We start from the raw sequence: 21,274 nt of genomic DNA, 5'->3' as shown, positions 1-21,274 counted from the left end.
TGATCGATTTATGTTGTTCTTACAAAACCTTGGTCATGAACAGGCTGTAAGGATTGTCGGGATAGTCCGCGAAAGGACCGCACTCGACGAACCCGAACCGCCTGTACATGGCGACCGCCTCCCTATTGAGTGGTCCGGTCTCAAGAAAGAGCCGATGAAGTCCCTGCTCCATCGCCATCGAGACCAGCCGCTCCATGAGCGATCGCCCTATTCCCTTTCCGCGTCCAGCTTCCGGAACAAAAATCCGCTTCAGTTCGCCCGTGCCGTCTTCAAACCACTTGATGGCGCCGCACCCCGCGACAACGCCCGTCCAACGTGCCACCAGAAAGGTGATATCCGGCTGGCAGAGTCCGGCGACATCGGTTCCGAAGTTCCCTTCGGGGGGATAAAGCGCAGCAGCATACACGTCCGAGGCCTCGATCAGCGCAATCACATCCGGCTGATCGGGGCTCTCGCACGCGATCTCAAGCGTCACTCCACAATCTCCGCCGTCTCCAGCACGGCATGCAGCAGCACGTCGGCACCGGCGGCGGCCCAGTCGATGGTGATCTTTTCGTCCTCGTTATGGCTGAGGCCGTCGACGCAGGGGCACATGATCATGGTGGTCGGCGCCACCTTGGCGGCCCAGCAGGCGTCGTGGCCGGCGCCGGAGATGACATTCATGTGGCTGTAGCCGAGCTTTTCGGCGGCGTTGCGCACGGTCGTCACCAGTTCCGGCGTGAAGGTGACCGGGTCGAAATGGCCGACCGCCTCCACAGCGCACTTGACGCCGAGGCCGTCGCAGATCTTCGGGGCTTCCGCCTCGATACGGGCGCGCATGGCGTTGAGCTTGGTGAGATCGGGCGAACGGATGTCGACGGTGAAGACCACAGTCCCCGGCAGCACATTGCGCGAGTTGGGCGAGAACTTGACCTGCCCCACGCCACCGACGCAGCCGGGCTGGTTGTCCATGGCCACCGTCTGCACCAGTTCGAAAATGCGGCTCATGGCGAGGCCCGCGTTGACGCGCATGTTCATCGGCGTCGAACCGGTGTGGGCTTCCTTGCCGGTCAGCGTGAACTCGAGCCACCACAGCCCCTGGCAATGGGTGACGACGCCAATGGTCTTGTCCTCAGCTTCGAGGATCGGGCCCTGCTCGATGTGAAGCTCATAATAGGCGTGCATCTTGCGCGCCCCCACCTCTTCATCGCCGACCCAGCCGATGCGCTTGAGCTCATCGCCATAGGTCTTGCCTTCGAGATCCTTGCGCGAATAGGCATAGTCCAGCGTGTGAATGCCGGCGAAGACGCCGGAGGCCAGCATGGCCGGGGCGAAGCGGGCGCCCTCTTCGTTGGCCCAGTTGGTCACGACGATCGGATGCTTGGTCTTGATGCCCATGTCATTCATGGACCGTACCACTTCCAGCGCGCCGAGCACGCCGAGCACGCCATCATACTTGCCGCCGGTCGGCTGCGTGTCGAGGTGGCTGCCCACATAGACCGGAAGCGCGTCGGGATCGGTGCCCGGACGGGTGGCGAACATGGTGCCCATCTTGTCGACACCAACCGTCATGCCGGCCGCCTCGCACCAGCGCTTGAACAGGTGCCGGCCGTCACCGTCGGCATCCGTCAGGGTCTGCCGGTTGCAGCCGCCACGCACGCCAGGGCCGATCAGCGCCATCTCCTCAAGCGAGTCCCAGAGACGCTGACTGTTGATACGGGAATTGCTGGCAAGCACCATGACCATATCCACCAGGTTAAGACAGTAGATACCCACGGACATCGAAAGCAACAAAACGCCATCGGAAGAGATAACTATCTACATCCAACGGAAGATCGCAAGGAAAAATTGCGATCATATGTGATTTTATTGTTCCGCCCCTGACAGTATCTGCTATTATTGTTTTCGCGAGATGCTGTTTTCAAAAACTTGACCATTTGGTCAGAGGGATAGTGTGTGACATTGACCATCTGGTCAAGTGTAATTTTTGTGCGAAAGAGACCAGACTTTGCATCAAAATGCCGCAGCTGAAAACAATAGTCGCAAGAGTGACGCTCGCCTGGAAAGCGAGCGAGCCATCCTGACAGCGGCGGAAAGCGTATTCGCCGAGTTTGGCTTCAAAGGGGCGACCACGGCGCTGATTGCAGAGCGGGCGGGGCTGCCCAAGGCGAACCTGCACTATTACTTCCCGACCAAGGAAAGCCTCTATCGGCGAGTGGTGGACCGCATCTTCCGGATCTGGCTGGAAGCGGCACGCAGCTTTGACGACTGCGATGACCCCGCCCAAGCCATTTCGCGCTATGTCGCCAAGAAGATGGAGATTTCGCGGGACTATCCCAATGGCTCCAAGATCTGGGCCAGCGAAATCATGATGGGTGGTCCCGTGATGCAGGACTATCTTGAGACAACGCTCCGGGAATGGACGCAGAGCCGCATCGACATCATCGACAGGTGGATCGCCGAAGGGCGTGTCCGGGCGATCAACGGGCGTTATCTGTTGTATCTCATCTGGGCAGCCACGCAGCATTATGCGGACTTCGGACACCAGATTGCCACACTGAATGGCGGCGAGCCGCTGGATGACGCACAGTTTTGCGACGCCCAGGACACGCTGATCGGGATCATCTTGCGCGGCATCGGCATCAATCAGAGCGGATAAGCCGTACTGATCGTTGCCATGCGCATCACAAGGCCATGCCTATCGATGCGCACGGCCCCTATGGAAATCAAATGGGAGTGTGCCGCGAAGGATGAATGAGGGCCTGCCAGAAGGCCGGGCGGCTCGGGTTGATCCCCATGGCGTGCAGCAAGGCTGCGATCGCGAAGGTCACGTTGAACACCAGCAGCCCCCGCATCAGGAAGAACAGCGAGCCGAAAAGCTCCGGCGAGCTATCCTGCAACATGGCCGCAAGTGCAAGCGCGAGGCAAATAAGAGCCGCTGCCGCCCTCAGTGCGGCTTGGGTGGACATTCCGGAGCAAAGCCCCAGGGCTGCCGCAATGCTCATGAACCATAACATGCCACATCTCCCACCAGGCATGACCGCCCTTGGCCTCACAAGGGCTTTGCAGAACCAATCCACACCAGCAATGCAAACCTTCCCGAAAAAGGAAACAAGTCGGCATTAACCCTGAGCGGCAGTTTCTTGTTTTCCGGTGATTAGGTACTATTCCTAGAGTGGGGGTCAATAGACCGGCGCATAAACGTTAGGCCTAGCCAAACACGGCGAAATTTCGGGCAGGAGTGAAATGCAATAATTTGCACTTCGTAAAGAGAAATTCTATTTCCCCTTATTTATCAAATCACTGCACCTTCTCGCGCCGCCGGCTCAAGGCCTCCTTGCGCGCAATGCCTGGAAGCGCACGGCCTGGAATTTTGAATCCGCCGAGGCCAAGCTGACTAAATTAGGTGCATAAGAATGAACACTTACAAGCCGCCCCCCCCTGTACCAGAGGGGCAGTGAGCCCAAAAAGCGGTATCAACTTCACCAACAGGAAAGAAAATTGTCACTTTCCAAGCAAACGACAGCCATTCGTCCGGCTGATTCGCAGCCGAGAGCTCAAGCATCGCGGATCGGTCAACATGAAATGCTGCCGGCCAGGACAAGGCGAGACGCATTTTTCGGTAGCGTGTCACAAATGGGCATAAAAATGCTTCGACCACGGCAAGTTCATATGGCGTGACCGGTGGCCTTCAAGGCCAAAAAAGTCAGGCCCGGACGCCTGTGGCGTCCGGGCCTGCCCTGATCGATCAAAGCGTCGGGAAGGTGAACTGCGCGCCGGACTTGATGCCATCCGGCCAACGCTGGGTCACCGTCTTGAGGCGCGTATAGAAGCGGATGCCTTCAGGTCCGTAGATGGAGTGATCGCCGAACAGCGAGCGCTTCCAGCCGCCGAAGCTGTGATAGGCCACCGGCACCGGCAGCGGCACGTTGATGCCGACCATGCCGACCTCGATGCGATCGGCAAAGTCGCGCGCCGCGTCACCGTCGCGGGTGAAGATGGCGGTGCCGTTGCCGAACTCGTGGGCATTGATGATGTCGACGGCATACTGGTAGGTCGGGGCGCGGACGACGCCGAGCACTGGCCCGAAGATCTCTTCCTTGTAGATGACCATGTCGGTGGTGACGTTGTCGAACAGCGTGCCGCCGAGGAAATAGCCGTTCTCATAGCCCTGGAGCTTGAAATCGCGCCCATCGACCACCAGCGTCGCGCCCTCCTTGACGCCCTGATCGATGTAGCCCTTGACCTTCTCATAGTGCTGCTTGGTGACCACCGGCCCCATCTCGGCGTCCTTGTCGGTGGCCGGGCCGATCTTGAGAGCTTCCACCTTGGGCTTGAGCGCGGCCACAAGACGATTGGCGGTATCCTCGCCAACCGGAACGGCGAGCGAGATGGCCATGCAGCGTTCCCCGGCCGAGCCGTAGCCCGCGCCCATCAGGGCGTCGACGGCCTTGTCCATGTCGGCGTCGGGCATGATGATCATGTGGTTCTTGGCACCGCCCAGCGCCTGCACGCGCTTGCCGGCCGCCGTGCCGGTGGCATAGACATACTGTGCGATCGGCGTCGAACCGACGAAGCTCACGGCCTTGACATCGGGATGATTGAGCAGCGTGTCGACGGCAAGCTTGTCGCCATGGATGACGTTCAGCACGCCCTTGGGGAAGCCAGCCTTCTCGAACAGGTCGTAGGCCAGCATCACCGCGCCGGGGTCGCGCTCGGACGGCTTCAGCACGAAGGTGTTGCCGCAGGCAATCGCCACCGGATACATCCACATCGGCACCATGGCCGGGAAGTTGAACGGCGTGATGCCGACGCAAACGCCGAGAGGGGCGCGCTCCGACCAGCTGTCGATCGACGGGCCCACGTCCTTGGAGAACTCGCCCTTCAGAAGATGCGGAATGCCGCAGGCGAACTCGACAACTTCGATGCCGCGCTGCACTTCACCAAGCGCGTCCGCGTGGGTCTTGCCGTGCTCGAGCGAAATGGCCGACGCCAGGGCATCGGCATTCTGCTCGAGAAGGTCCTTGAAGCGGAACATGTAGCGGGCGCGCTTCAGCGGCGTGATCTTGGCCCAGCCGACTTGCGCCGCCTTGGCAGCGGCCACCGCCGCATTGATCTCGTCGACCGACGACAGCGGCACGTTGGCAACAGCTTCGCCAGTGGCGGGGTTGAAGACCGGTTGCGACCGGCCCGAGGTGGAGGCGACCAACTGGCCGCCGATGGCGTTGAGGATCTGGCGCATGAAAAGGGGTCCGTCCGTTTGATGTCTTGATGCCCACTGCAAGACAATGGGCCAGCATGTGTCTGCGAGGTGCCTGCGCCCTGCAGACAATGACACTGGAAACAAGCGTCCCATTTCCCAGCCCTCTGCCAGAAAATGGGACGCTATGATCGATGAAAGTTACTTGGACTTGGCAAGCACCAGAGCGATCGTGGAGACGATCTCGTCGATCTGCTCCTTGGTGACGATCAGCGGCGGCGACAGCGCGATGATGTCGCCGGTGGTGCGGATCAGCACGCCCTTCTCGTAGCAATCGAGGAAGGCCTGGAAGGCACGCTTGGTGGGCTCGCCCGGGATCGGCGCCAGTTCGATGGCACCGACGAGGCCGATGTTGCGCACGTCGATGACATTGGGCATGCCCTTGAGCGTGTGCAGTGCCGTCTCCCAATAGGACGCCAGTTCAGCGCCGCGGGTGAGCAGACCTTCTTCGGCATAGGTGTCCAGAGTGCCGAGCGCAGCGGCGCAAGCCACCGGATGGGCCGAGTAGGTGTAGCCGTGGAACAGCTCGATGGCATGCTCGGGGCCGGTCATGAAGGCTTCGTAGATGTCGGAGGAGCAGAACACGCCGCCCATGGGGATCACACCGTTGGAGATGCCCTTGGCGGTGGTGACGATGTCCGGGATCACGTCGAAATAATCGACGGCGAAGTTGGTGCCGAGGCGGCCGAAACCGGTGATGACTTCGTCGAAGATCAGCAGGATGTCGTGCTTGGTGCAGATCTCGCGGATGCGCTTCAGATAGCCCTTCGGCGGGATCAGAACGCCGGTGGAGCCTGCCACCGGCTCGATGATCAGGGCGGCAATGTTGGAAGCGTCGTGCAGGGCGATGACCTTCTCGAGGTCTTCGGCAAACTCCACGCCGAACTCGGGCTCGCCGCGGGTGAAGGCGTTGCGCTCGATGTCATGGGTGTGGCGGATGTGATCGACGCCGGTCAGCAGGGAACCGAAGAACTTGCGATTGTTGCCGATGCCGCCGACCGAGATGCCGCCGAAGTTCACGCCGTGATAGCCGCGCTCGCGGCCGATCAGGCGTGTCTTGGTGCCCTTGCCGCGAGCGCGCTGATAAGCGATGGCGATCTTGAGGGCGGTTTCCACCGACTCCGAACCGGAGTTGGTGAAGAACACATGGTCGAGCGGCTTGGGCATCAGCTCGACGAGGCGATTGGCCAGCTCGAAAGCCTTGGGGTGGCCCATCTGGAAGGCAGGCGCGTAATCGAGTTCGGCGATCTGCTTCTGCACGGCCTCGACGATGCGCGGGCGCGCGTGGCCGGCATTGCAGCACCACAAGCCAGCGGTGCCGTCGAGCACCTTGCGACCGTCCGTCGTGGTGTAATACATGCCGGAGGCCGAAGCGAACAGGCGCGGCTCCTTCTTGAACTGACGGTTGGACGTGAACGGCATCCAGAAGGCTTCAAGATTGTTGGGAACGGGCACGCGCGTCGGGCTGTTCATCGGCTCTCTCCAGGGATTCCGCGGCGTCACGAAGCGGTGGCGCAGATACGGTGATTTGCGGATCGTAGGCTAGGATTAGGGCATGAGACTTTGTTGAACAAGAAGTTATCTTTGACCCGCGACATTCCTTGCAATTCAGGGATTTTGGTGACTTTCTGTTTGAGATCCTGAACAATTAAACAGGTCACGGCCCAGCGCTGCGCCGGGTCGCGCCATCCGTATCAACAGCCGGCCCGCATAGAGTCTTCTACGGAGTTCCCATGTCCCTCGATCTTGGCGGCAAACTCCGCCGCTTTCGCGAAGCCAAAGGCTTTTCCCAACGCGAACTGGCCCGCCGCGCCGGCATCTCCAATGCCACGATCAGCCAGATCGAAAGCAATACCATCAGCCCATCCGTCGGCGCGCTCAAACGCATTCTCGACGCCCTGCCCTTGCCGCTGTCGGATTTCTTCGCGTCGGATTCTCCCGAGCCGGAGCAGGTCTTCTTCAAGGTATCCGACATGGTGGAGATCGGGCGTGGCGGCGTCTCCTATCGGCAGGTCGGCAAGGATCTGACCGGCAAGGCCCTGCAGATCCTGGCCGAACGATATGACGAAGGCTCCGACTCCGGCCGCATCCGCATCCGCCATGAAGGCGAGGAAGGCGGCATCATTCTGCGCGGCCTGCTTGAAGTGACCGTCGGCGACCGCAAGTCCGTGCTCGGCCCCGGTGAAGCCTATTACTTCAAGAGCATGGAGCCGCACCGCTTCCGCAATGTTGGCAATGGGGTCTGCGAGGTCATCTCGGTCTGTACGCCACCAAGTTTCTGACAGCCCTGCCCAATGGTGTGGAGCCGGCAAAACTCAGGCCTGACGAGAGATTCCAGTTGCTGCCCCCTCAAAATCGTTCTATCTTTGTTCCAGAATGAGGTTGAGTGGAGGACAGGTCATGACCAGCCACGGGACTTTTGTTTGGAACGAGTTGATGACGCCCGAGATCGAGAAGGCGAAGGCCTTCTACGCGGCAACGCTAGGGTGGAGCTACAAGAGCGTGCCGATGCCGGATGGCGCCTATACGCTGGCCTTTGCACCCGGCAAGGAAGCCCCCGTGGCCGGCCTGTTCCCTTGGCCAGCGGATGCGCCAGGCACGCGTGACTGGTTCGCCTACATCGCCGTCGATGATATTGCACAGGCCCTTGAGAGAACAACGGCTGCAGGCGGCTTGGTGCTGCGCGCGCCCTTCAAGGTGCCGGGAACCGGAGACGTTGCCATCGTCAAGGATGCGGCGGACTCGGTGATAGGCTTCCTGCAACCCGAGCCGATGTGACCGGTTTCATATCGGAACGCGGTATCTGTCTCGGATAGCAGAGCCATTCAAGTGGCTTCTGCGAGGTTGACGGCCTTCCGGCTGTCGATCAGTGTCGGTGTGACGTCTAGCCAGCAGGACACCGGGAGCCATTTCAATGAGTGGAGAGCAACAGTCCCACAGTGCCGCTTGCCATTGCGGCACCGTGCGGTTCAGGGTACGGCTCAGCGACGGACTTAACACCGCCCGTCGCTGCACCTGCTCCTTCTGCAGAATGCGAGGCGCTGTCGCGGTAACCGCAGAAATGGGCGGCGTCGAGTTTGTTACCGGGGAAGACAATCTCGCGCTTTATCAGTTCAACACCGGCACGGCGAAGCACTATTTCTGCAAGACCTGCGGCATCTACACCCATCATCAACGCCGCTCCAGACCGAATGAGTTCGGCATCAATGCCGCATGCCTCGAGGGTGTCAGCCCGTTCGATTTCTCGGAGGTCATCGTCATGGACGGGGTGGGCCATCCGTCCGACGGCTTTGCGCCTCGTGTCGCCGGCATTCTGAAGTTTGAGCCGGCCCAGACGATCGAGTGACGGAGCGCTGCCGAGCGCAGATGCAAGTGGCGTGGCGCTCCAACCTCACCTGCTTGAGGAGGCAAGACCCAATCGCCCTTGAGTGTGGTGAAGCGCTCGCGTCGCGAGTTTGGGTTCCGAAGCGATGGTGCTCTTCAGAGGCGCCGCGTCAGTCAACGGGCGACCGAAGATGCTATTTGCCTTGGGGCCAGGAGCGTCATTGGTCGGCGATCTTGCGCAGCATGGCCTCCAAGCGGCGCCTCTCGCCGGACTTTACCCAGTCTAGATTGCATCCGCCGCCGGCGCGGGGGAAGGCTCCATAGCCTCTGATGTCAATCGACCGGTCCGGATAGATGACCGTGAATTTCCACGCCACATCGTCTTCATTGGCACTTGTGCAGTTGGCGTTCCACGTCCAGGCCTTCATGTCATCAAGAAGCTTGCGGAAGCTGTGCCAGCTGGTTTGGCTCACGGTGAAATGTCGGGCGTTGGGCGGCTTGCCCGACGCCCCGTCAGTCGCCTCAAAATCGACCTCAAGCAAAAGCCCCGGAGCGCGCGAGGCTTTGCCATAGTAGAAGGCATGTTCGCGCATCGTGAAGCCACCGACGCTATATTCCAGCGAGAGCGGCTCTTCGGCGGCATGGGATGCCCCGATCTGAAAGCTGGCCAGGACAGCGACGACAGCAGTAGCGATGCGGCAGTATCTCAAGGTCCGCCTCCCAGTCGGATGTCTCGAAGAGACCGTCACCAGTTTACGGTCCGTCCTCGAAGCGAGGATGGTGCTGCTGGTGGTCAGCGCTTGCAAGGGCTCTCGTCGTGACGGGCTGACTAAAACGCCCCCAACTTAGGCCCTTGCGAGAATTGCATCTTTTTTTCGGATCCTGTGTGCAAATCAGCCCTCGCGGAATGATTTTTCTTGCCCTTTTGGTCAAGGACGCCGAAATTCAAGGACGAACAGAGCTATCAGTCCGGAGCGGTCATGGACGCGATCGAGGTTGCGCGGGCGCGGGGGTCACGGAAGCGGACGCGCATTCAGGCCGAGAACGAGGAAAAGATTCTCGACGCGGCGCTGGAGGTGTTTTCGCGCTTCGGCTTCCGCGGCGCAACCGTGGACCAGATCGCCGAGAAGGTGGGGATGTCAAAGCCCAACCTGCTCTATTACTTCCGCCGCAAGCAGGACATTTATACGGCAGTGCTGACGCGAACGCTCGACATGTGGCTCGCCCCGCTCGGTGACATGTCCGAGGATGGCGATCCGGAAACCGAGCTGGTCGGCTACATCCGCCAGAAGCTCGAACAGTCGCGCGACAAGCCGCAGGAAAGCCGGCTGTTCATCGGCGAGATCCTGCAAGGGGCGCCGCATCTCGACAAGGTGCTGAAGACCGAGCTCAAGGACATCGTGACCGAGAAGGCAGCAGTCATCCGGCGCTGGATTGCGGATGGCAAATTGATCCCCGTCGATCCCGTGCACCTCATTTTCATGATCTGGGCCACCACCCAGCATTACGCCGATTTTGATACCCAGGTGCGTGCCGTGCTCGGCAAGGGCATGAACAATCCCGCCACCTTCCGGGCTGCCAGCGATACGGTGGTCAATGTGCTGATGCGCGGCATTCTGCCAGGCCGATGAGGTCGGCGCGCCTTCGACCATCCCTGACAGGACAGGAGCGCCAAATGCTGTTGATGCACGGATCAATCTTTGACGGAGAGGGACTGCTGCCGCCGGGCCACGCCCTGCTACTGGATGGCCGGAAGATCGCAAAAATCGCGCCCCTTGCCGCTTTCGAGGGCTATTCCGGTCCGCGTGCGGACCTGACGGGGCACACCATTCTGCCTGGCCTCATCGATTGCCATGCGCATCTGACGCTTGGAGGTGAGCTCAATCCGTCGGAACAGTTGCAGCGGCTGAGCCACGCGGAACTCACCTTGCGCTGCATCGAAAATGCGGTGACCAGTCTCAGCGCCGGCATAACCTCGCTGCGCGACCTCGGTGGCGTCGATCACGTGGAGTTCACGGTGCGCGATGCCTGCAACTCCGGCCGCATCTTCGGACCAACCATTCGCGCCGCCGGCAAGTTCATCTGCATGACCGGCGGCACCAACTTCTTCATCGGTCGCCAGGCGGATGGGCCTCAGGACGTGGTCAAGGCCGTACGCGAGCAGATCCACGCCGGCTGCGATTGCATCAAGCTGATGGCTACGGGCGGGGTGCTGACCCCCGGCGTCCGGCTCGAACATGCCCAGTTCACCTGCGAGGAGATGACGGCAGGTGTGGCGGAGGCCCAACGCTTCGACAAGCCGACCGCGTCGCATGCGATGACGCCGCAGGGTGTCCTCAACGCGGTCCGCGCGGGAATCAACTCGATCGAACACGGCGTGGTGCTGGACGACGAATGCATCGGCGAGATGCTGGCGCGCAATGTGGTGCTGGTACCGACACTGATGCCGCTGCACTGTCTGATCGGCGCCAATGAGGGTGGCGTGCCGCAATGGGCAATGGACAAGGCCCATTGGGCGAACGAGCGGCACCGCAAGTCGTTCAAGGCCTATTATGACGCCGGAGGGCGGATCGCGATGGGAGCCGACACCGGCACGCCGTTCAATCCGCACGGCAACTCCGCCATGGAGCTGCAGCATATGGTGGACGCCGGCATGCGACCGATCGATGCGCTGAAAGCCGGAACGGCGACAGCGGCCGATCTCTTGCGGCTGGAAGGGCGTGGCCGGCTGCGCGACAGCCATGCGGCCGATCTTCTGGTGGTGGCCGGCGATCCAGTGACCGACATCGGCCGGGTGGCGTCACGGCAGCATCACCGGCTGATCCTCAAGGATGGACGCCCGGCCCTTGATCGCCTCGGTCTGTCGGCAAATCTGGAACCCAGCACAGGCACCGCCCTTGGAAGGGTTTCGTTCTAGTCCTCAACGAATCCGCTGGCGCCCGAAACGCGCGGCATTGAAGCGCATCCCTTCAAAGGAAAGCGGCCGGGGCGAGAGCACCCCGGCCGACCAAATTTCAGAGCCCCCAGCATCGCCTCATTCGGCCGCGACGCCAACGGCGGTGGGGTTGTTGGGGTGCGTTGTCCAGTTGGCATACTTGTCGGACACCGCGCGGCCGGTGCGCGGATCTATCGTGCCGGGCTTCATCGGCTCCATGGTGATGCAGCCGTCCACCGGGCAGACGTTGACGCAGAGATTGCAGCCGACGCACTCCTCGTCCTTCACCTCGAAGTGGCGCACGCCATTGACCAGGTGGGTGATCGCCTGATGCGAGGTGTCCTCGCAGGCGATGTGGCAGCGACCGCACTTGATGCACAGGTCCTGGTCGATCTTGGCCTTGGCCACATAGTTGAGGTTCAGGTAGCGCCAATCGGTGACATTCGGCACGGCCATGCCACGGAAGTCGTCGATGGTGCGGAAGCCCTTGGTGTCCATGTAGTGGCTGAGGCCGTCGATCATCTCTTCGACGATCTTGAAGCCGTAGGTCATCACGGCGGTGCAGACCTGAACGGTACCGCAACCGAGCGCGATGAACTCGGCCGCGTCGCGCCAGGTGCCGATGCCGCCGATGCCGGAGATGGGCAGGCCAGCGGTCTCCAGATCACGGGCGATCTCGGCCACCATGTTGAGCGCGATGGGCTTCACCGCCGGGCCGCAATAGCCGCCATGACTGCCCTTGCCATCGATGGTCGGCACGGGGGCGAAATTGTCAAGATCGACCGAGACGATGGAGCTGACGGTGTTGATCAGCGACACGGCATCTGCCCCACCCTTGTGGGCGGCACGGGCGGGATAGCGGATGTCGGTGATGTTGGGCGTCAGCTTGACGATGACCGGCATGCGGCTCGCCGCCTTGCACCAGCGCGTCACCATCTCGATGTATTCCGGCACCTGACCGACCGCCGAGCCCATGCCGCGCTCGCTCATGCCATGCGGGCAGCCAAAGTTGAGCTCGATGCCGTCGGCGCCGGTTGCTTCGACGCGCTTGACGATGGAGGTCCAGTTTTTCTCCTCGCACGGTACCATCAGGGAGACGACCAGAGCGCGATCGGGGAAGTTCTTCTTCACCTCGGCGATCTCGCGCAGGTTCACTTCCAGCGGGCGATCGGTAATCAGTTCGATGTTGTTGAGGCCGGCCAGACGGCGGTCGCCGCCATGGGTGGCGCCATAGCGCGGACCGGAGACGTTGACCACTTCCGGGTCTTCGCCAAGGGTCTTCCAGACCACGCCGCCCCAGCCCGCCTTGAAGGCGCGCTCGACGTTATACTGCTTGTCAGTGGGCGGCGCGGAGGCCAGCCAGAAGGGGTTCGGCGACTTGATGCCGAGGAAATTGCTGCGAAGGTCAGCCATGATGAAACTCCTCGTCGATCAGGCCATCAGGGAGGCGTGAATGGATTGGGCGGCGCGCTTGCCGTGGTCGACGGCTTGAACGGTGAGATCCTCGCCGCCGAGCACGCAGTCGCCACCGGCCCAGACGCCAGCAGCCGAGGTGCGCTGCTCGCCGTCAACCTTGATGCGTCCCTTTTCGAGCGCGACGGTGTCGGCGAGCGGTTCGGCGACGAAGACCTGGCCGATGGCCTTCATCACCTGGTCGCAGGCGAGCGTCGCCTTGCGGCCGGTGCCGACCAGCTTGCCGCTGTCGTCGAGGCGGGTCGTCTCATATTCGATACCGGCAATGCCGTTGCCCTCGGCGATCAGGCGGGTGGGAGCCGCCCAGTAGACGAGCTTCACACCGTTGATCTGCGCCAGTTCGCGTTCGAACTCGGAGGCATTCATCTGCTCCGGGCCGCGGCGATAGAGCATCGTCACCTCTTCGGCGCCAAGCTTGCGAGCCTGAACCGCGGCGTCGACAGCGGTCATGCCGCCGCCGATGACGACCACGCGGCGGCCGACCGGCACGGATGCCTTGTCTGCAGCCTGGCGCAGATCCTCGATCCAGCGGACCGCGTCGGTCACCCCCGCAAGGTCCTCGCCTTCGAGGCCCAGGGCATTGACCGCCTGCAGGCCGAGGCCGAGGAAGACGGCGCCATGCCTGGCCTTGAGATCGGCCAGCGAGACGTCCTTGCCGAGTGCCTTGCCATGCTCGATGCGGATGCCGCCAACGCCAAGGACGAAGTCGACTTCCTTCTGGGCGAAGTTGTCGGTCGCCTTGTAGGTGGCAATACCGTGCTCGTTGAGGCCGCCAGACTTGGCGCGCGCCTCGTAGACCACGACATCATGGCCCTTGAGCGACAGTTCGTGAGCACAGGCGAGACCGGCCGGACCAGCCCCGACTACGGCGACCGTCTTGCCGGTCGAAGCGGCGCGCGTGCCGAAATGGTCATGACCACCGAGATAGTGGTCCGTGGCAAAGCGCTGCAACAGCCCGATGCGAACCGGCTTTTCCTCGGCCGTGTTGCGCACGCAGGCCTCTTCGCACAGCTCTTCGGTGGGGCAGACGCGGGCGCACATGCCGCCGAGGATGTTGGACGAGAAGATGGTCTCCGCTGCACCGTCCACATTGCCGGTACCGATCTTGCGGATGAACATCGGAATGTCGATCGAGGTCGGGCAGGCGATGGTGCACGGCGCATCGTAGCAGAAATAGCAACGATCGCTTTCGACCACGGCTTCGTGCCGATCAAGCGGCGGATGGATGTCCGCGAAATTCTTGGTAAGTTCCGCCGTCTCCAGGCGGCCCGCAGAAATGTCCGGCATGGCTTTGGTTCCCGTCTCTGCTTGCTGAGAAGATGCGGAACACCCTCGCCCGGATCGGACAAGCCGCACCAGGTCGAGACTGGATCCGACATGGCCGAAGCCAGGTATCGGATCGGGATTGTTACCGCAGTCCTCTCAAGTCCCCTCGGCGGTGCTTCGACCGCTCGCTTTGTTTCCTTGATCTTTCGGTAAAAAATTCAAACGGTCAAGGAGCAAAAAGTGGGCAAATGCGGGAATGAGGCGCAACATTTTTTATCAATAGGACAAAAATACTAAGCGGCCGATGGTTACTGCCCCGCCCCAAGGGCAAGCGGCGTGGTTCCGAGCGGCGGGGGCGCGCCTTGGCCCATGACGGGCGGCGACCAGCCTGAACCGGAATCGGCAGAGAAAAACCCGCACACGGCCGGGCCATTTGCGGGTCATTTCCTCTCACCAAGTCCTGAAGCGCTGACGTCAGGCCACTCGACCTTCCGTCTTGCGCGAGGCCACAAGGCCGCGAATCGCATTCTCGACGATCTTGTGTCCGGCATCGTCGCTGAGCGACATGATGGATTCGGGGTGGAACTGCACCGCGGCCAGCGGCTCGGTCTTGTGCTCCACGGCCATGATCACACCATCGTCGGTCTCGGCGGTGATGGCAAAATCGTCAGGCAACTTGCCCTTCAGTGCGTGCAGGGAGTGATAACGCCCGACGATCACCCTGTCCGGCAGCCCGTTGAACAGGATGGAATTGCGGGCCACCGCCACTTCCGAAGGCTTGCCATGCACGGGGATCGTGAGCTGACCAAGCTCGCCGCCATAAGTCTCCACCATGGCCTGCAGGCCGAGGCAGACGCCGAAGACCGGCAAGCCCATGTCGCGCACAGCGCGGATGGTACGCGAGCAATGGAAGTCCGACGGGTTGCCCGGGCCGGGGGACATCACCACGAGGTCGGGCTTTGCCGCCGCGATCAGGGCGGGATCGATACCCTTGCCCTTGGAGGAGCGAAGCGTCAGCACATCCGCGCCGGTCTGGCGGAAGTAGTTGGCGAGTGTGTGAACAAAGCTGTCCTCGTGGTCGATGAGCACCACGCGGACGCCCTCGCCCACCGTTTCCTTCACAGCTGCTTCCTGGATGGCCGGGCCGTTGCCGGCCTCGCGGATGGCGGCCAGCATGGCGGAGGCCTTCAGCTCGGTCTCGCGCTCTTCCTCCATGGGGATGGAATCATAGAGCAGCGTGGCTCCGGCGCGCACCTGCGCGATGCCATCCTTGAGGCGGACGGTGCGCAGGGTGAGGCCGGTGTTGACGTCGCCATTGGCGAACAGGGCACCGACAGCGCCGCCATACCAGGCGCGACAGCTCTTTTCGTGATCCTCGATGAACTGCATGGCCCAGAGCTTCGGAGCGCCTGTCACGGTCACCGCCCAGGCATGGCTGAGGAAGGCATCGAGCCCGTCCATGCCGTCGCGCAGACGGCCTTCGATATGGTCGACCGTGTGGATGAGGCGCGAATACATCTCGATCTGGCGGCGGCCGATGACCTTCACCGAGCCAGGCTCGCAAATGCGGCTCTTGTCGTTGCGGTCAACGTCCGAGCACATGGTCAGCTCGGCCTCGTCCTTCTTGGAGTTGAGCAGGATGCGGATCTGCGCCTCGTCCTCGATGGCATTCTTGCCGCGGCGGATGGTGCCGGAGATCGGGCAGGTCTCGACGCGCTTGCCGTTGGTAACGCGCACATACATCTCGGGGCTGGCGCCCACCAGATACTCGTTGTCGCCGAGGTTAAAGAAGAAGCCATAGGGCGAGGGGTTGATCTGCTGCAAGCGGCGGGAGATGGCCGACGGCGGCGAGGTCGGACGCTCGTAGAACGTCTGGCCCGGCACGACTTCAAACAGATCGCCGCGCTTGAAATACTCGACCGCCTTGGCAACCGAGGCCGCATACTCACCGGGCTCGTGATCGCCGCGACCGGGAATCTTGTCGGAATAGCGGAAGGGCGTGCGCGATCCGTCACGCGGCAATCCGGCCGTGCTGCGCCCCTCGACCTCGAAGTCATAGGCATAGACGGTGGCGGCACCACGATGGTGATCGACGATCAGGATTTCGTCGGGGAAGTAGAGCACCAGATCGCGCTGGTCGTCCGGGCGCGGCAGCTTGAAGTCGATGCTGTCGAACTGGAAGGCGAGATCATAGCCGAAGGCGCCCCAGAGGCCGATCTTGTCGTCGTCCAGCGTCGAGAACTTGGCAAGGATGCGGCGGATGACCGAGAAGACCGACGGCTGGCGTGAGCGCTCTTCCTCGGCGAAGCGCTCTTCGGGGCGCTTGACGGTCAGCACGATCCTGTCACCCGCCTGGTCGAAGGACAGGAGATCCGGCCCCTGCACCGCGATCGAGAAGGCCGGCAGCAGTACCCTGCCCCGCTCGTTGAGCGCCTCGATCGTCACTTGGTTGCGACGTGCCGTCAGCGCCACCGGCGGATCGATGAACGCCATGTCCCAGCGCGAATAGCGGCCCGGATACTCGTAGTTCGATGAAAGAACGGCCCCGCGGCGTTCGTCCAGCTTGTCGATATAGCCCGACAGGGCCGCGCGGTAGGAATCGGCGCGGGCCGATCGGGTCACGGCAACACCGCCGGCAGTCACGAAGGAAAAATCCTCAAGGGCCATCAGTCCGACCTTCTTAACTCTCGTCATCTTGTGCTCTCCACCTGCCGCTCGGCCACCCGGAAAGCACTGATGCAGATGCACGAAGGGCCGTTCCGGTTTCCCGGAGCGGCCCTCGTTCAAATTGTCCTCGTCTGGACACACTTCGCCGGCCGCTCACTCAGAGAGAGCGCCACCACCACGATGCGGACAGAACGACAAACTGTTTCATGTCGCGCACGTTAGGCGATGTAACGGGTGTTGTCCAGAACCGATCACGCGGTTTATCAGCAGTTGCTGGGGAACGCGCTGCAAGCCGCATTCACAAGCGCCTTGATGTTCGGCGTGCTCTGGAAGGCGGCGTTGGTGCTGAAGCGCGAGGCGCCCTGCTCAAGATCGGATGTGACGTTGCCATTGTTGTCGACATACTCCCAACTGGTAACGCCGACCACCACGTTTGCGGTCCCGGCCGAAGGCGTGGGCGCAGACGTGCTGGGATCCACGCCGAAGTTGAGAATCCACGGACCGCCCGAAGAGCCCCCCGTCTGACGCGAACCTATGATCACGCTGGTTGGCGACACTTGGTAACCGGTGGAATCGGTACGGATCATCCGCTTTCCACTGCTGAAGGTCACCGGATACCCGAGCTGGGTAAGCTGAGCCACCTGCTTGCCGAAGAAGGACGAGTAGCCGTAGCTGCCGTAGCCGTAACCGAACCAACCGGTCTTGTCGCCGGCGTGCTTGCCGTCAGATCCGGCCTTCAAGGCGATGACGGCTACGTCGTTGGCGCAGGAGACACCTTGGTCGTCGGCACAAGTGTCGGTCCCGCTTGTGTAAACTTTTGGCACAAATATACCCGAACGACCACCAGAGTAGGCGAGTGTGTATTGACCATACGGCTTTGAGGACTCAAACATGGCCGGAACGAAAGTGACTGCGGTTGCCTGGACATTGGTGCCGAAGTTCCAGACACAGTGAGCGGCCGTCACCAGCAGGCCGCGCTTGATCATGGCAGCCGAGCAAACATAGGAGTTTCCGTCGGAGAACTTCATGTAGAGCTTGCCAGCGGCACGCCAGGGATAGAGATTGGTCGGAGACGAAGTACTGGCGGTCTTCGTCCCGGAATAGGCGCCCATCGTGGTGAAAGGGTGCTTGGTCGTGCCGTAGGCCTGGATGGTACCACCGTCGGTACCGGCCGCAGCCTTCTCGGTGGCCGCAGAGCCGGTGACTGCCGGAGCGACAACGGGCGAACCGGCATTGCCAGCGACCACGCCGCTCTGCTGAGGCACGCTCTGAATGCTGGCGGCCGAACCGGCAGCCTTCACCATCGCCGCCTTCTTGTCCGCAGGAATGGCGCGGAACATCGGCTTGGCGTTCTGAATATCCTTGTCGGTCAGCGTCGTACCACTGGCCCCAGAAAGTCTTGAAACGGCGGCATCAGGTGCCGCCGCGCCAGCCGGCGTTACAATCGCACAGAGGCCGGCCATCACGGAAATGCCAGCAAAGAATGTTTTGCTTTTCATGGATTTCTCCCTAAAACCACTTTCGTGGATGCGAAGAACTGTCTCATCGGTTTGGGGCGAATTCGTGTTTCCAGTTACTGTTCAGGTGAAAAAGTGCTCAACGATACCGTCGCGCCCATCCGTCTCTCCGACTATCGCCCGTCCGACTACGCGATCGACAGGATCGCGCTCGACTTCGATTTACGGGCTGATGAAACGCTGGTGCGCGCGGAACTCGCTGTATCTCCGCGTGACGGTATCGGCGGCAAGCCCCTGGTCCTCGATGGCGACGAACTGACGCTGGTCTCGGTGGCGCTTGACGGTGAAGTCCTTGGGGCCAACAGCTATCAGGTTCAGGATACCAGCCTCACGATCTCGTCGCCGCCGCAGGGCGCCTTCACGCTGACGATCGTCACCCGCCTGGATCCGGCCGCGAACACCAAACTCATGGGCCTCTACCGGTCGAGCGGCGCCTGGTGCACGCAATGCGAAGCTGAAGGCTTCCGCCGCATCACCTATTTCCTCGATCGCCCGGATGTGCTGTCGGTTTATCGTGTTCGCATGGAAGCCGACGCCAAGGAGGCGCCGGTGCTGCTGTCCAACGGCAATCTGGTCGAGAGCGGCGACTGTGGCAACGGTCGCCATTTCGCCGTCTGGGATGATCCGTGGCCGAAGCCGAGCTATCTCTTCGCGCTGGTTGCCGGGGACCTCGAGGCGGTCAAGGACAGCTTCACCACCAAGTCCGGGCGCCATGTGGACCTCGCCGTCTATGTGGAGCACGGCAATGGCTCCAAGGCGCTCTATGCCATGGACTCGCTGAAGCGCTCGATGAAGTGGGACGAGGATGTCTTCGGCCGCGAATATGATCTCGACGTGTTCAATGTGGTCGCCGTGTCCGATTTCAACATGGGCGCCATGGAGAACAAGGGCCTCAACATCTTCAACGACAAGTATGTGCTCGCCGACGCGGATATCGCCACCGACGGCGATTATGCCGGTGTCGAATCGGTCATTGCGCACGAGTATTTCCATAACTGGACGGGCAACCGCATCACCTGCCGCGACTGGTTCCAGCTCTGCCTCAAGGAAGGGCTGACCGTTTTCCGCGATCAGGAGTTCTCTGCCGACGAGCGTTCGCGCCCGGTCAAGCGCATCGCCGACGTCAAGGTGCTGCGCAGCCATCAGTTTCCCGAGGACGGCGGCCCGCTCGCCCATCCGGTGCGGCCAAACCAATACAAGGAAATCAACAACTTCTACACGGCGACGGTCTACGAAAAAGGCGCGGAAGTCATCCGCATGCTGAAGACGCTGATCGGCGATGACGCCTTTGCGCGCGGCATGACGCTCTATTTCGACCGCCATGACGGCCAGGCTGCAACGATCGAAGAGTTCGTTGCCTGCTTTGCCGAGACGTCGGCCCGGGATCTCAGCCAGTTCATGAACTGGTATTTCCAGGCCGGCACGCCGGTGGTGACGGTGGCCGAGCGCCATGACGAAGCCAGCCAGACCTATGAGCTGGTGCTGAGCCAGGAGACGCCGCCGACGCCCGGCCAGCCTTCGAAGCTGCCGCAGGTGATCCCGGTGCGTTTCGGTCTTGTGGGATCGACCGGCAACGATCTCCGCCCCAGCCGCATCAGTGGCGCGGAGACCAGCGCAGACGTGTTCATTCTCGACAAGGCTCAGCAGACCATCGTCTTTGAAGGCCTGAGTGAGCGGCCGGTGCCGTCGCTGTTCCGGGCCTTCTCGGCGCCGGTCAAGGTGCGGCACGCGCTGTCGTCCGACGACCAGGTGTTCCTGATCGGAAATGACGCCGACCCCTTCAACCGCTGGCAGGCTGCCACCTCGCTGTCCATGGCCGCCATCGTCAAGGCGACGCATCAGGCGCGTTCGGGACAACCGTTCAGCTTCGATACCGCCTTCGCCGAGGCGCTCGGTGCGGCGCTCGACAGCGACGCCCTCGATCCCGCCTTCAAGGCGCTGCTGATGTCGCCCCCGGGCGAGAACGACATTGCGCGCGAGATCAGCGAGAATATCGATCCCGACGCCATTCACACGGCGCTCATGGCGTTCCGGCGCTTCGTGGCCAGCCGTCTGGCGCCGCGTTTTGCCCGTCTGGTCCAGGATGGCACCGGAGACATCGGCAGCGGTTTCTCCCCGGATGCAGCAAGCGCCGGCAAGCGGGCGCTTGCCAATGCCGCACTGGACTATCTCGCCCTGACGGGCGAAAGCTCGGCCTTCGACCTGACCTACGCCCGTTTCCAGGCAGCAACCAACATGACCGACCGGCTCGCTGCGCTGTCGATCCTGGTGCATCGTGGCGCACCGCAGGCGGACGAGGCACTCGCGGCCTTCTACGCGCGCTTCTCGTCCGTGCCGCTGGTCGTGGACAAGTGGCTGGCGACGCAGGCCACCGTTGCCAAGGCTCAGACCTTGGACAAGGTCATCGCGCTGACTGCCGATCCGGCCTTCTCCTTCGGCAACCCCAACCGCGTGCGATCGTTGATCGGCTCCTTCGCCTCGCTCAATCCCACCCAGTTCGCTCGCGCCGACGGCAAGGGCTTCGACTATGTGGCCCAGACGATCGGGCGAATCGACGACAGCAACCCGCAACTGGCGTCGCGTCTGCTGGTCAGCTTCCGCTCCTGGCGCTCGTATGAACAGGGTCGGCGGAGCAAGGCGGAGAAGGCTCTGCGCGCTCTTCAGGCCAAGGAAAAGCTCTCGCGGGACGTCTCGGACATCCTCGAACGCACCCTTGCCTGATGCACGGATGCCTCACATGCACAGCTCTGATTCAATTTGAGGATTCATCTGAAATTAATCTATGGACAGAGCGATTCACCTTGATTCACACTGCAGGTGATTCGGGGCGTGTCTTGTTTTCCCCGCTGTAAA

At 61.9% G+C, this 21,274-nt stretch carries 17 protein-coding genes; 7 read left to right on the top strand and 10 right to left on the bottom strand.

Translation table 11 applies throughout. The features are described from left to right. Positions 1-19 precede the first annotated feature (19 nt). Positions 20-475 (bottom strand): GNAT family N-acetyltransferase, encoded by a 456-nt coding sequence (locus L2I41_RS18240; protein ID WP_237155014.1) that lies wholly within the window; start codon positions 473-475, stop codon positions 20-22. Continuing rightward, positions 472-1,719 (bottom strand): Zn-dependent hydrolase, encoded by a 1,248-nt coding sequence (locus L2I41_RS18235; RefSeq protein ID WP_237155013.1) that lies wholly within the window; start codon positions 1,717-1,719, stop codon positions 472-474. The genes L2I41_RS18240 and L2I41_RS18235 overlap by 4 nt, the downstream gene beginning before the upstream one ends. 268 nt (positions 1,720-1,987) lie before the next feature. On the opposite strand from L2I41_RS18235, the gene L2I41_RS18230 reads away from it, so the two are divergent. After that, positions 1,988-2,638 (top strand): TetR family transcriptional regulator C-terminal domain-containing protein, encoded by a 651-nt coding sequence (locus tag L2I41_RS18230; RefSeq protein WP_237155012.1) that lies wholly within the window; start codon positions 1,988-1,990, stop codon positions 2,636-2,638. A gap of 67 nt (positions 2,639-2,705) precedes the next feature. Here L2I41_RS18230 and L2I41_RS18225 read toward each other — a convergent pair whose 3' ends face one another. From L2I41_RS18225 to aptA, 3 genes are all read right to left on the bottom strand, one after another. Then, on the bottom strand, positions 2,706-2,996 hold the full coding sequence (locus L2I41_RS18225; RefSeq protein ID WP_237155011.1) for a hypothetical protein: 291 nt from the start codon (positions 2,994-2,996) through the stop codon (positions 2,706-2,708). Between the two features lie 731 nt (positions 2,997-3,727). Continuing rightward, complete coding sequence (locus tag L2I41_RS18220; protein ID WP_237155010.1) at positions 3,728-5,221, bottom strand: CoA-acylating methylmalonate-semialdehyde dehydrogenase; 1,494 nt, start codon at positions 5,219-5,221, stop codon at positions 3,728-3,730. 159 nt (positions 5,222-5,380) lie between these two features. After that, positions 5,381-6,712, bottom strand: a complete 1,332-nt coding sequence (aptA, locus tag L2I41_RS18215) for an omega-aminotransferase AptA (RefSeq protein ID WP_237155009.1) — start codon at positions 6,710-6,712, stop codon at positions 5,381-5,383. A 260-nt stretch (positions 6,713-6,972) separates the two neighbouring features. Between aptA and L2I41_RS18210 the strand changes: the two genes are divergently transcribed. From L2I41_RS18210 to L2I41_RS18200, 3 genes are all read left to right on the top strand, one after another. Next, positions 6,973-7,521 carry a helix-turn-helix domain-containing protein gene (locus L2I41_RS18210; protein ID WP_237155008.1) on the top strand — a complete coding sequence of 183 codons (549 nt, stop codon included), beginning with the start codon at positions 6,973-6,975 and terminating at the stop codon, positions 7,519-7,521. A gap of 118 nt (positions 7,522-7,639) precedes the next feature. Continuing rightward, positions 7,640-8,017, top strand: a complete 378-nt coding sequence (locus L2I41_RS18205; RefSeq protein ID WP_237155007.1) for a VOC family protein — start codon at positions 7,640-7,642, stop codon at positions 8,015-8,017. 136 nt (positions 8,018-8,153) lie between these two features. Continuing rightward, positions 8,154-8,585, top strand: a complete 432-nt coding sequence (locus tag L2I41_RS18200; protein ID WP_237155006.1) for a GFA family protein — start codon at positions 8,154-8,156, stop codon at positions 8,583-8,585. A gap of 196 nt (positions 8,586-8,781) precedes the next feature. On the opposite strand, the gene L2I41_RS18195 is transcribed toward L2I41_RS18200, so the two are convergent. Continuing rightward, entirely contained in the window at positions 8,782-9,273 is a 492-nt protein-coding gene (locus L2I41_RS18195; protein WP_237155005.1) for a hypothetical protein, read from the bottom strand. 270 nt (positions 9,274-9,543) lie between these two features. On the opposite strand from L2I41_RS18195, the gene L2I41_RS18190 reads away from it, so the two are divergent. After that, the gene (locus tag L2I41_RS18190; protein WP_237155004.1) at positions 9,544-10,194 is read left to right on the top strand and encodes a TetR family transcriptional regulator C-terminal domain-containing protein; all 651 of its coding nucleotides are present in this window, start codon (positions 9,544-9,546) and stop codon (positions 10,192-10,194) included. A gap of 44 nt (positions 10,195-10,238) precedes the next feature. After that, positions 10,239-11,480, top strand: a complete 1,242-nt coding sequence (locus tag L2I41_RS18185; protein WP_237155003.1) for a metal-dependent hydrolase family protein — start codon at positions 10,239-10,241, stop codon at positions 11,478-11,480. A gap of 117 nt (positions 11,481-11,597) precedes the next feature. Here the strand turns inward: L2I41_RS18185 and preA are convergent, their stop codons facing one another. The 4 genes from preA to L2I41_RS18165 all read right to left on the bottom strand — a co-directional run bounded on the left by preA (position 11,598) and on the right by L2I41_RS18165 (position 18,403). After that, on the bottom strand, positions 11,598-12,911 hold the full coding sequence (gene preA / locus L2I41_RS18180; RefSeq protein WP_237155002.1) for an NAD-dependent dihydropyrimidine dehydrogenase subunit PreA: 1,314 nt from the start codon (positions 12,909-12,911) through the stop codon (positions 11,598-11,600). 18 nt (positions 12,912-12,929) lie between these two features. Further along, complete coding sequence (locus tag L2I41_RS18175) at positions 12,930-14,258, bottom strand: NAD(P)-dependent oxidoreductase (RefSeq protein ID WP_237155001.1); 1,329 nt, start codon at positions 14,256-14,258, stop codon at positions 12,930-12,932. A 453-nt stretch (positions 14,259-14,711) separates the two neighbouring features. Continuing rightward, positions 14,712-16,931, bottom strand: a complete 2,220-nt coding sequence (locus tag L2I41_RS18170) for an anthranilate synthase component I (protein WP_237155000.1) — start codon at positions 16,929-16,931, stop codon at positions 14,712-14,714. A gap of 236 nt (positions 16,932-17,167) precedes the next feature. Further along, entirely contained in the window at positions 17,168-18,403 is a 1,236-nt protein-coding gene (locus L2I41_RS18165) for a trypsin-like serine peptidase (RefSeq protein ID WP_237154999.1), read from the bottom strand. Positions 18,404-18,496: 93 nt separating this feature from the next. On the opposite strand from L2I41_RS18165, the gene pepN reads away from it, so the two are divergent. Next, positions 18,497-21,142 (top strand): aminopeptidase N, encoded by a 2,646-nt coding sequence (pepN, locus tag L2I41_RS18160; RefSeq protein WP_237154998.1) that lies wholly within the window; start codon positions 18,497-18,499, stop codon positions 21,140-21,142. Positions 21,143-21,274 lie beyond the last annotated feature (132 nt).

It is taken from the genome of Oryzibacter oryziterrae, from assembly GCF_021864535.1.
GTDB lineage: Bacteria > Pseudomonadota > Alphaproteobacteria > Rhizobiales > Pleomorphomonadaceae > Pleomorphomonas > Pleomorphomonas oryziterrae.
Note: the sequence above shows the minus strand (reverse complement) of the source record. Positions and strands in the feature narration are given on the sequence as shown.

Bases quoted from the DNA above. Each gene is read 5' to 3' on its own strand.
- L2I41_RS18235 (WP_237155013.1), bottom strand. From the start codon at position 1,719: ATGGTGCTTGCCAGCAATTCCCGTATCAACAGTCAGCGTCTCTGGGAC.
- L2I41_RS18225 (WP_237155011.1), bottom strand. From the start codon at position 2,996: ATGTTATGGTTCATGAGCATTGCGGCAGCCCTGGGGCTTTGCTCCGGA.
- L2I41_RS18220 (WP_237155010.1), bottom strand. From the start codon at position 5,221: ATGCGCCAGATCCTCAACGCCATCGGCGGCCAGTTGGTCGCCTCCACC.
- aptA (WP_237155009.1), bottom strand. From the start codon at position 6,712: ATGAACAGCCCGACGCGCGTGCCCGTTCCCAACAATCTTGAAGCCTTC.
- L2I41_RS18210 (WP_237155008.1), top strand. From the start codon at position 6,973: ATGTCCCTCGATCTTGGCGGCAAACTCCGCCGCTTTCGCGAAGCCAAA.
- L2I41_RS18205 (WP_237155007.1), top strand. From the start codon at position 7,640: ATGACCAGCCACGGGACTTTTGTTTGGAACGAGTTGATGACGCCCGAG.
- L2I41_RS18200 (WP_237155006.1), top strand. From the start codon at position 8,154: ATGAGTGGAGAGCAACAGTCCCACAGTGCCGCTTGCCATTGCGGCACC.
- L2I41_RS18190 (WP_237155004.1), top strand. From the start codon at position 9,544: ATGGACGCGATCGAGGTTGCGCGGGCGCGGGGGTCACGGAAGCGGACG.
- L2I41_RS18185 (WP_237155003.1), top strand. From the start codon at position 10,239: ATGCTGTTGATGCACGGATCAATCTTTGACGGAGAGGGACTGCTGCCG.
- preA (WP_237155002.1), bottom strand. From the start codon at position 12,911: ATGGCTGACCTTCGCAGCAATTTCCTCGGCATCAAGTCGCCGAACCCC.
- L2I41_RS18175 (WP_237155001.1), bottom strand. From the start codon at position 14,258: ATGCCGGACATTTCTGCGGGCCGCCTGGAGACGGCGGAACTTACCAAG.
- L2I41_RS18170 (WP_237155000.1), bottom strand. From the start codon at position 16,931: ATGACGAGAGTTAAGAAGGTCGGACTGATGGCCCTTGAGGATTTTTCC.
- L2I41_RS18165 (WP_237154999.1), bottom strand. From the start codon at position 18,403: ATGAAAAGCAAAACATTCTTTGCTGGCATTTCCGTGATGGCCGGCCTC.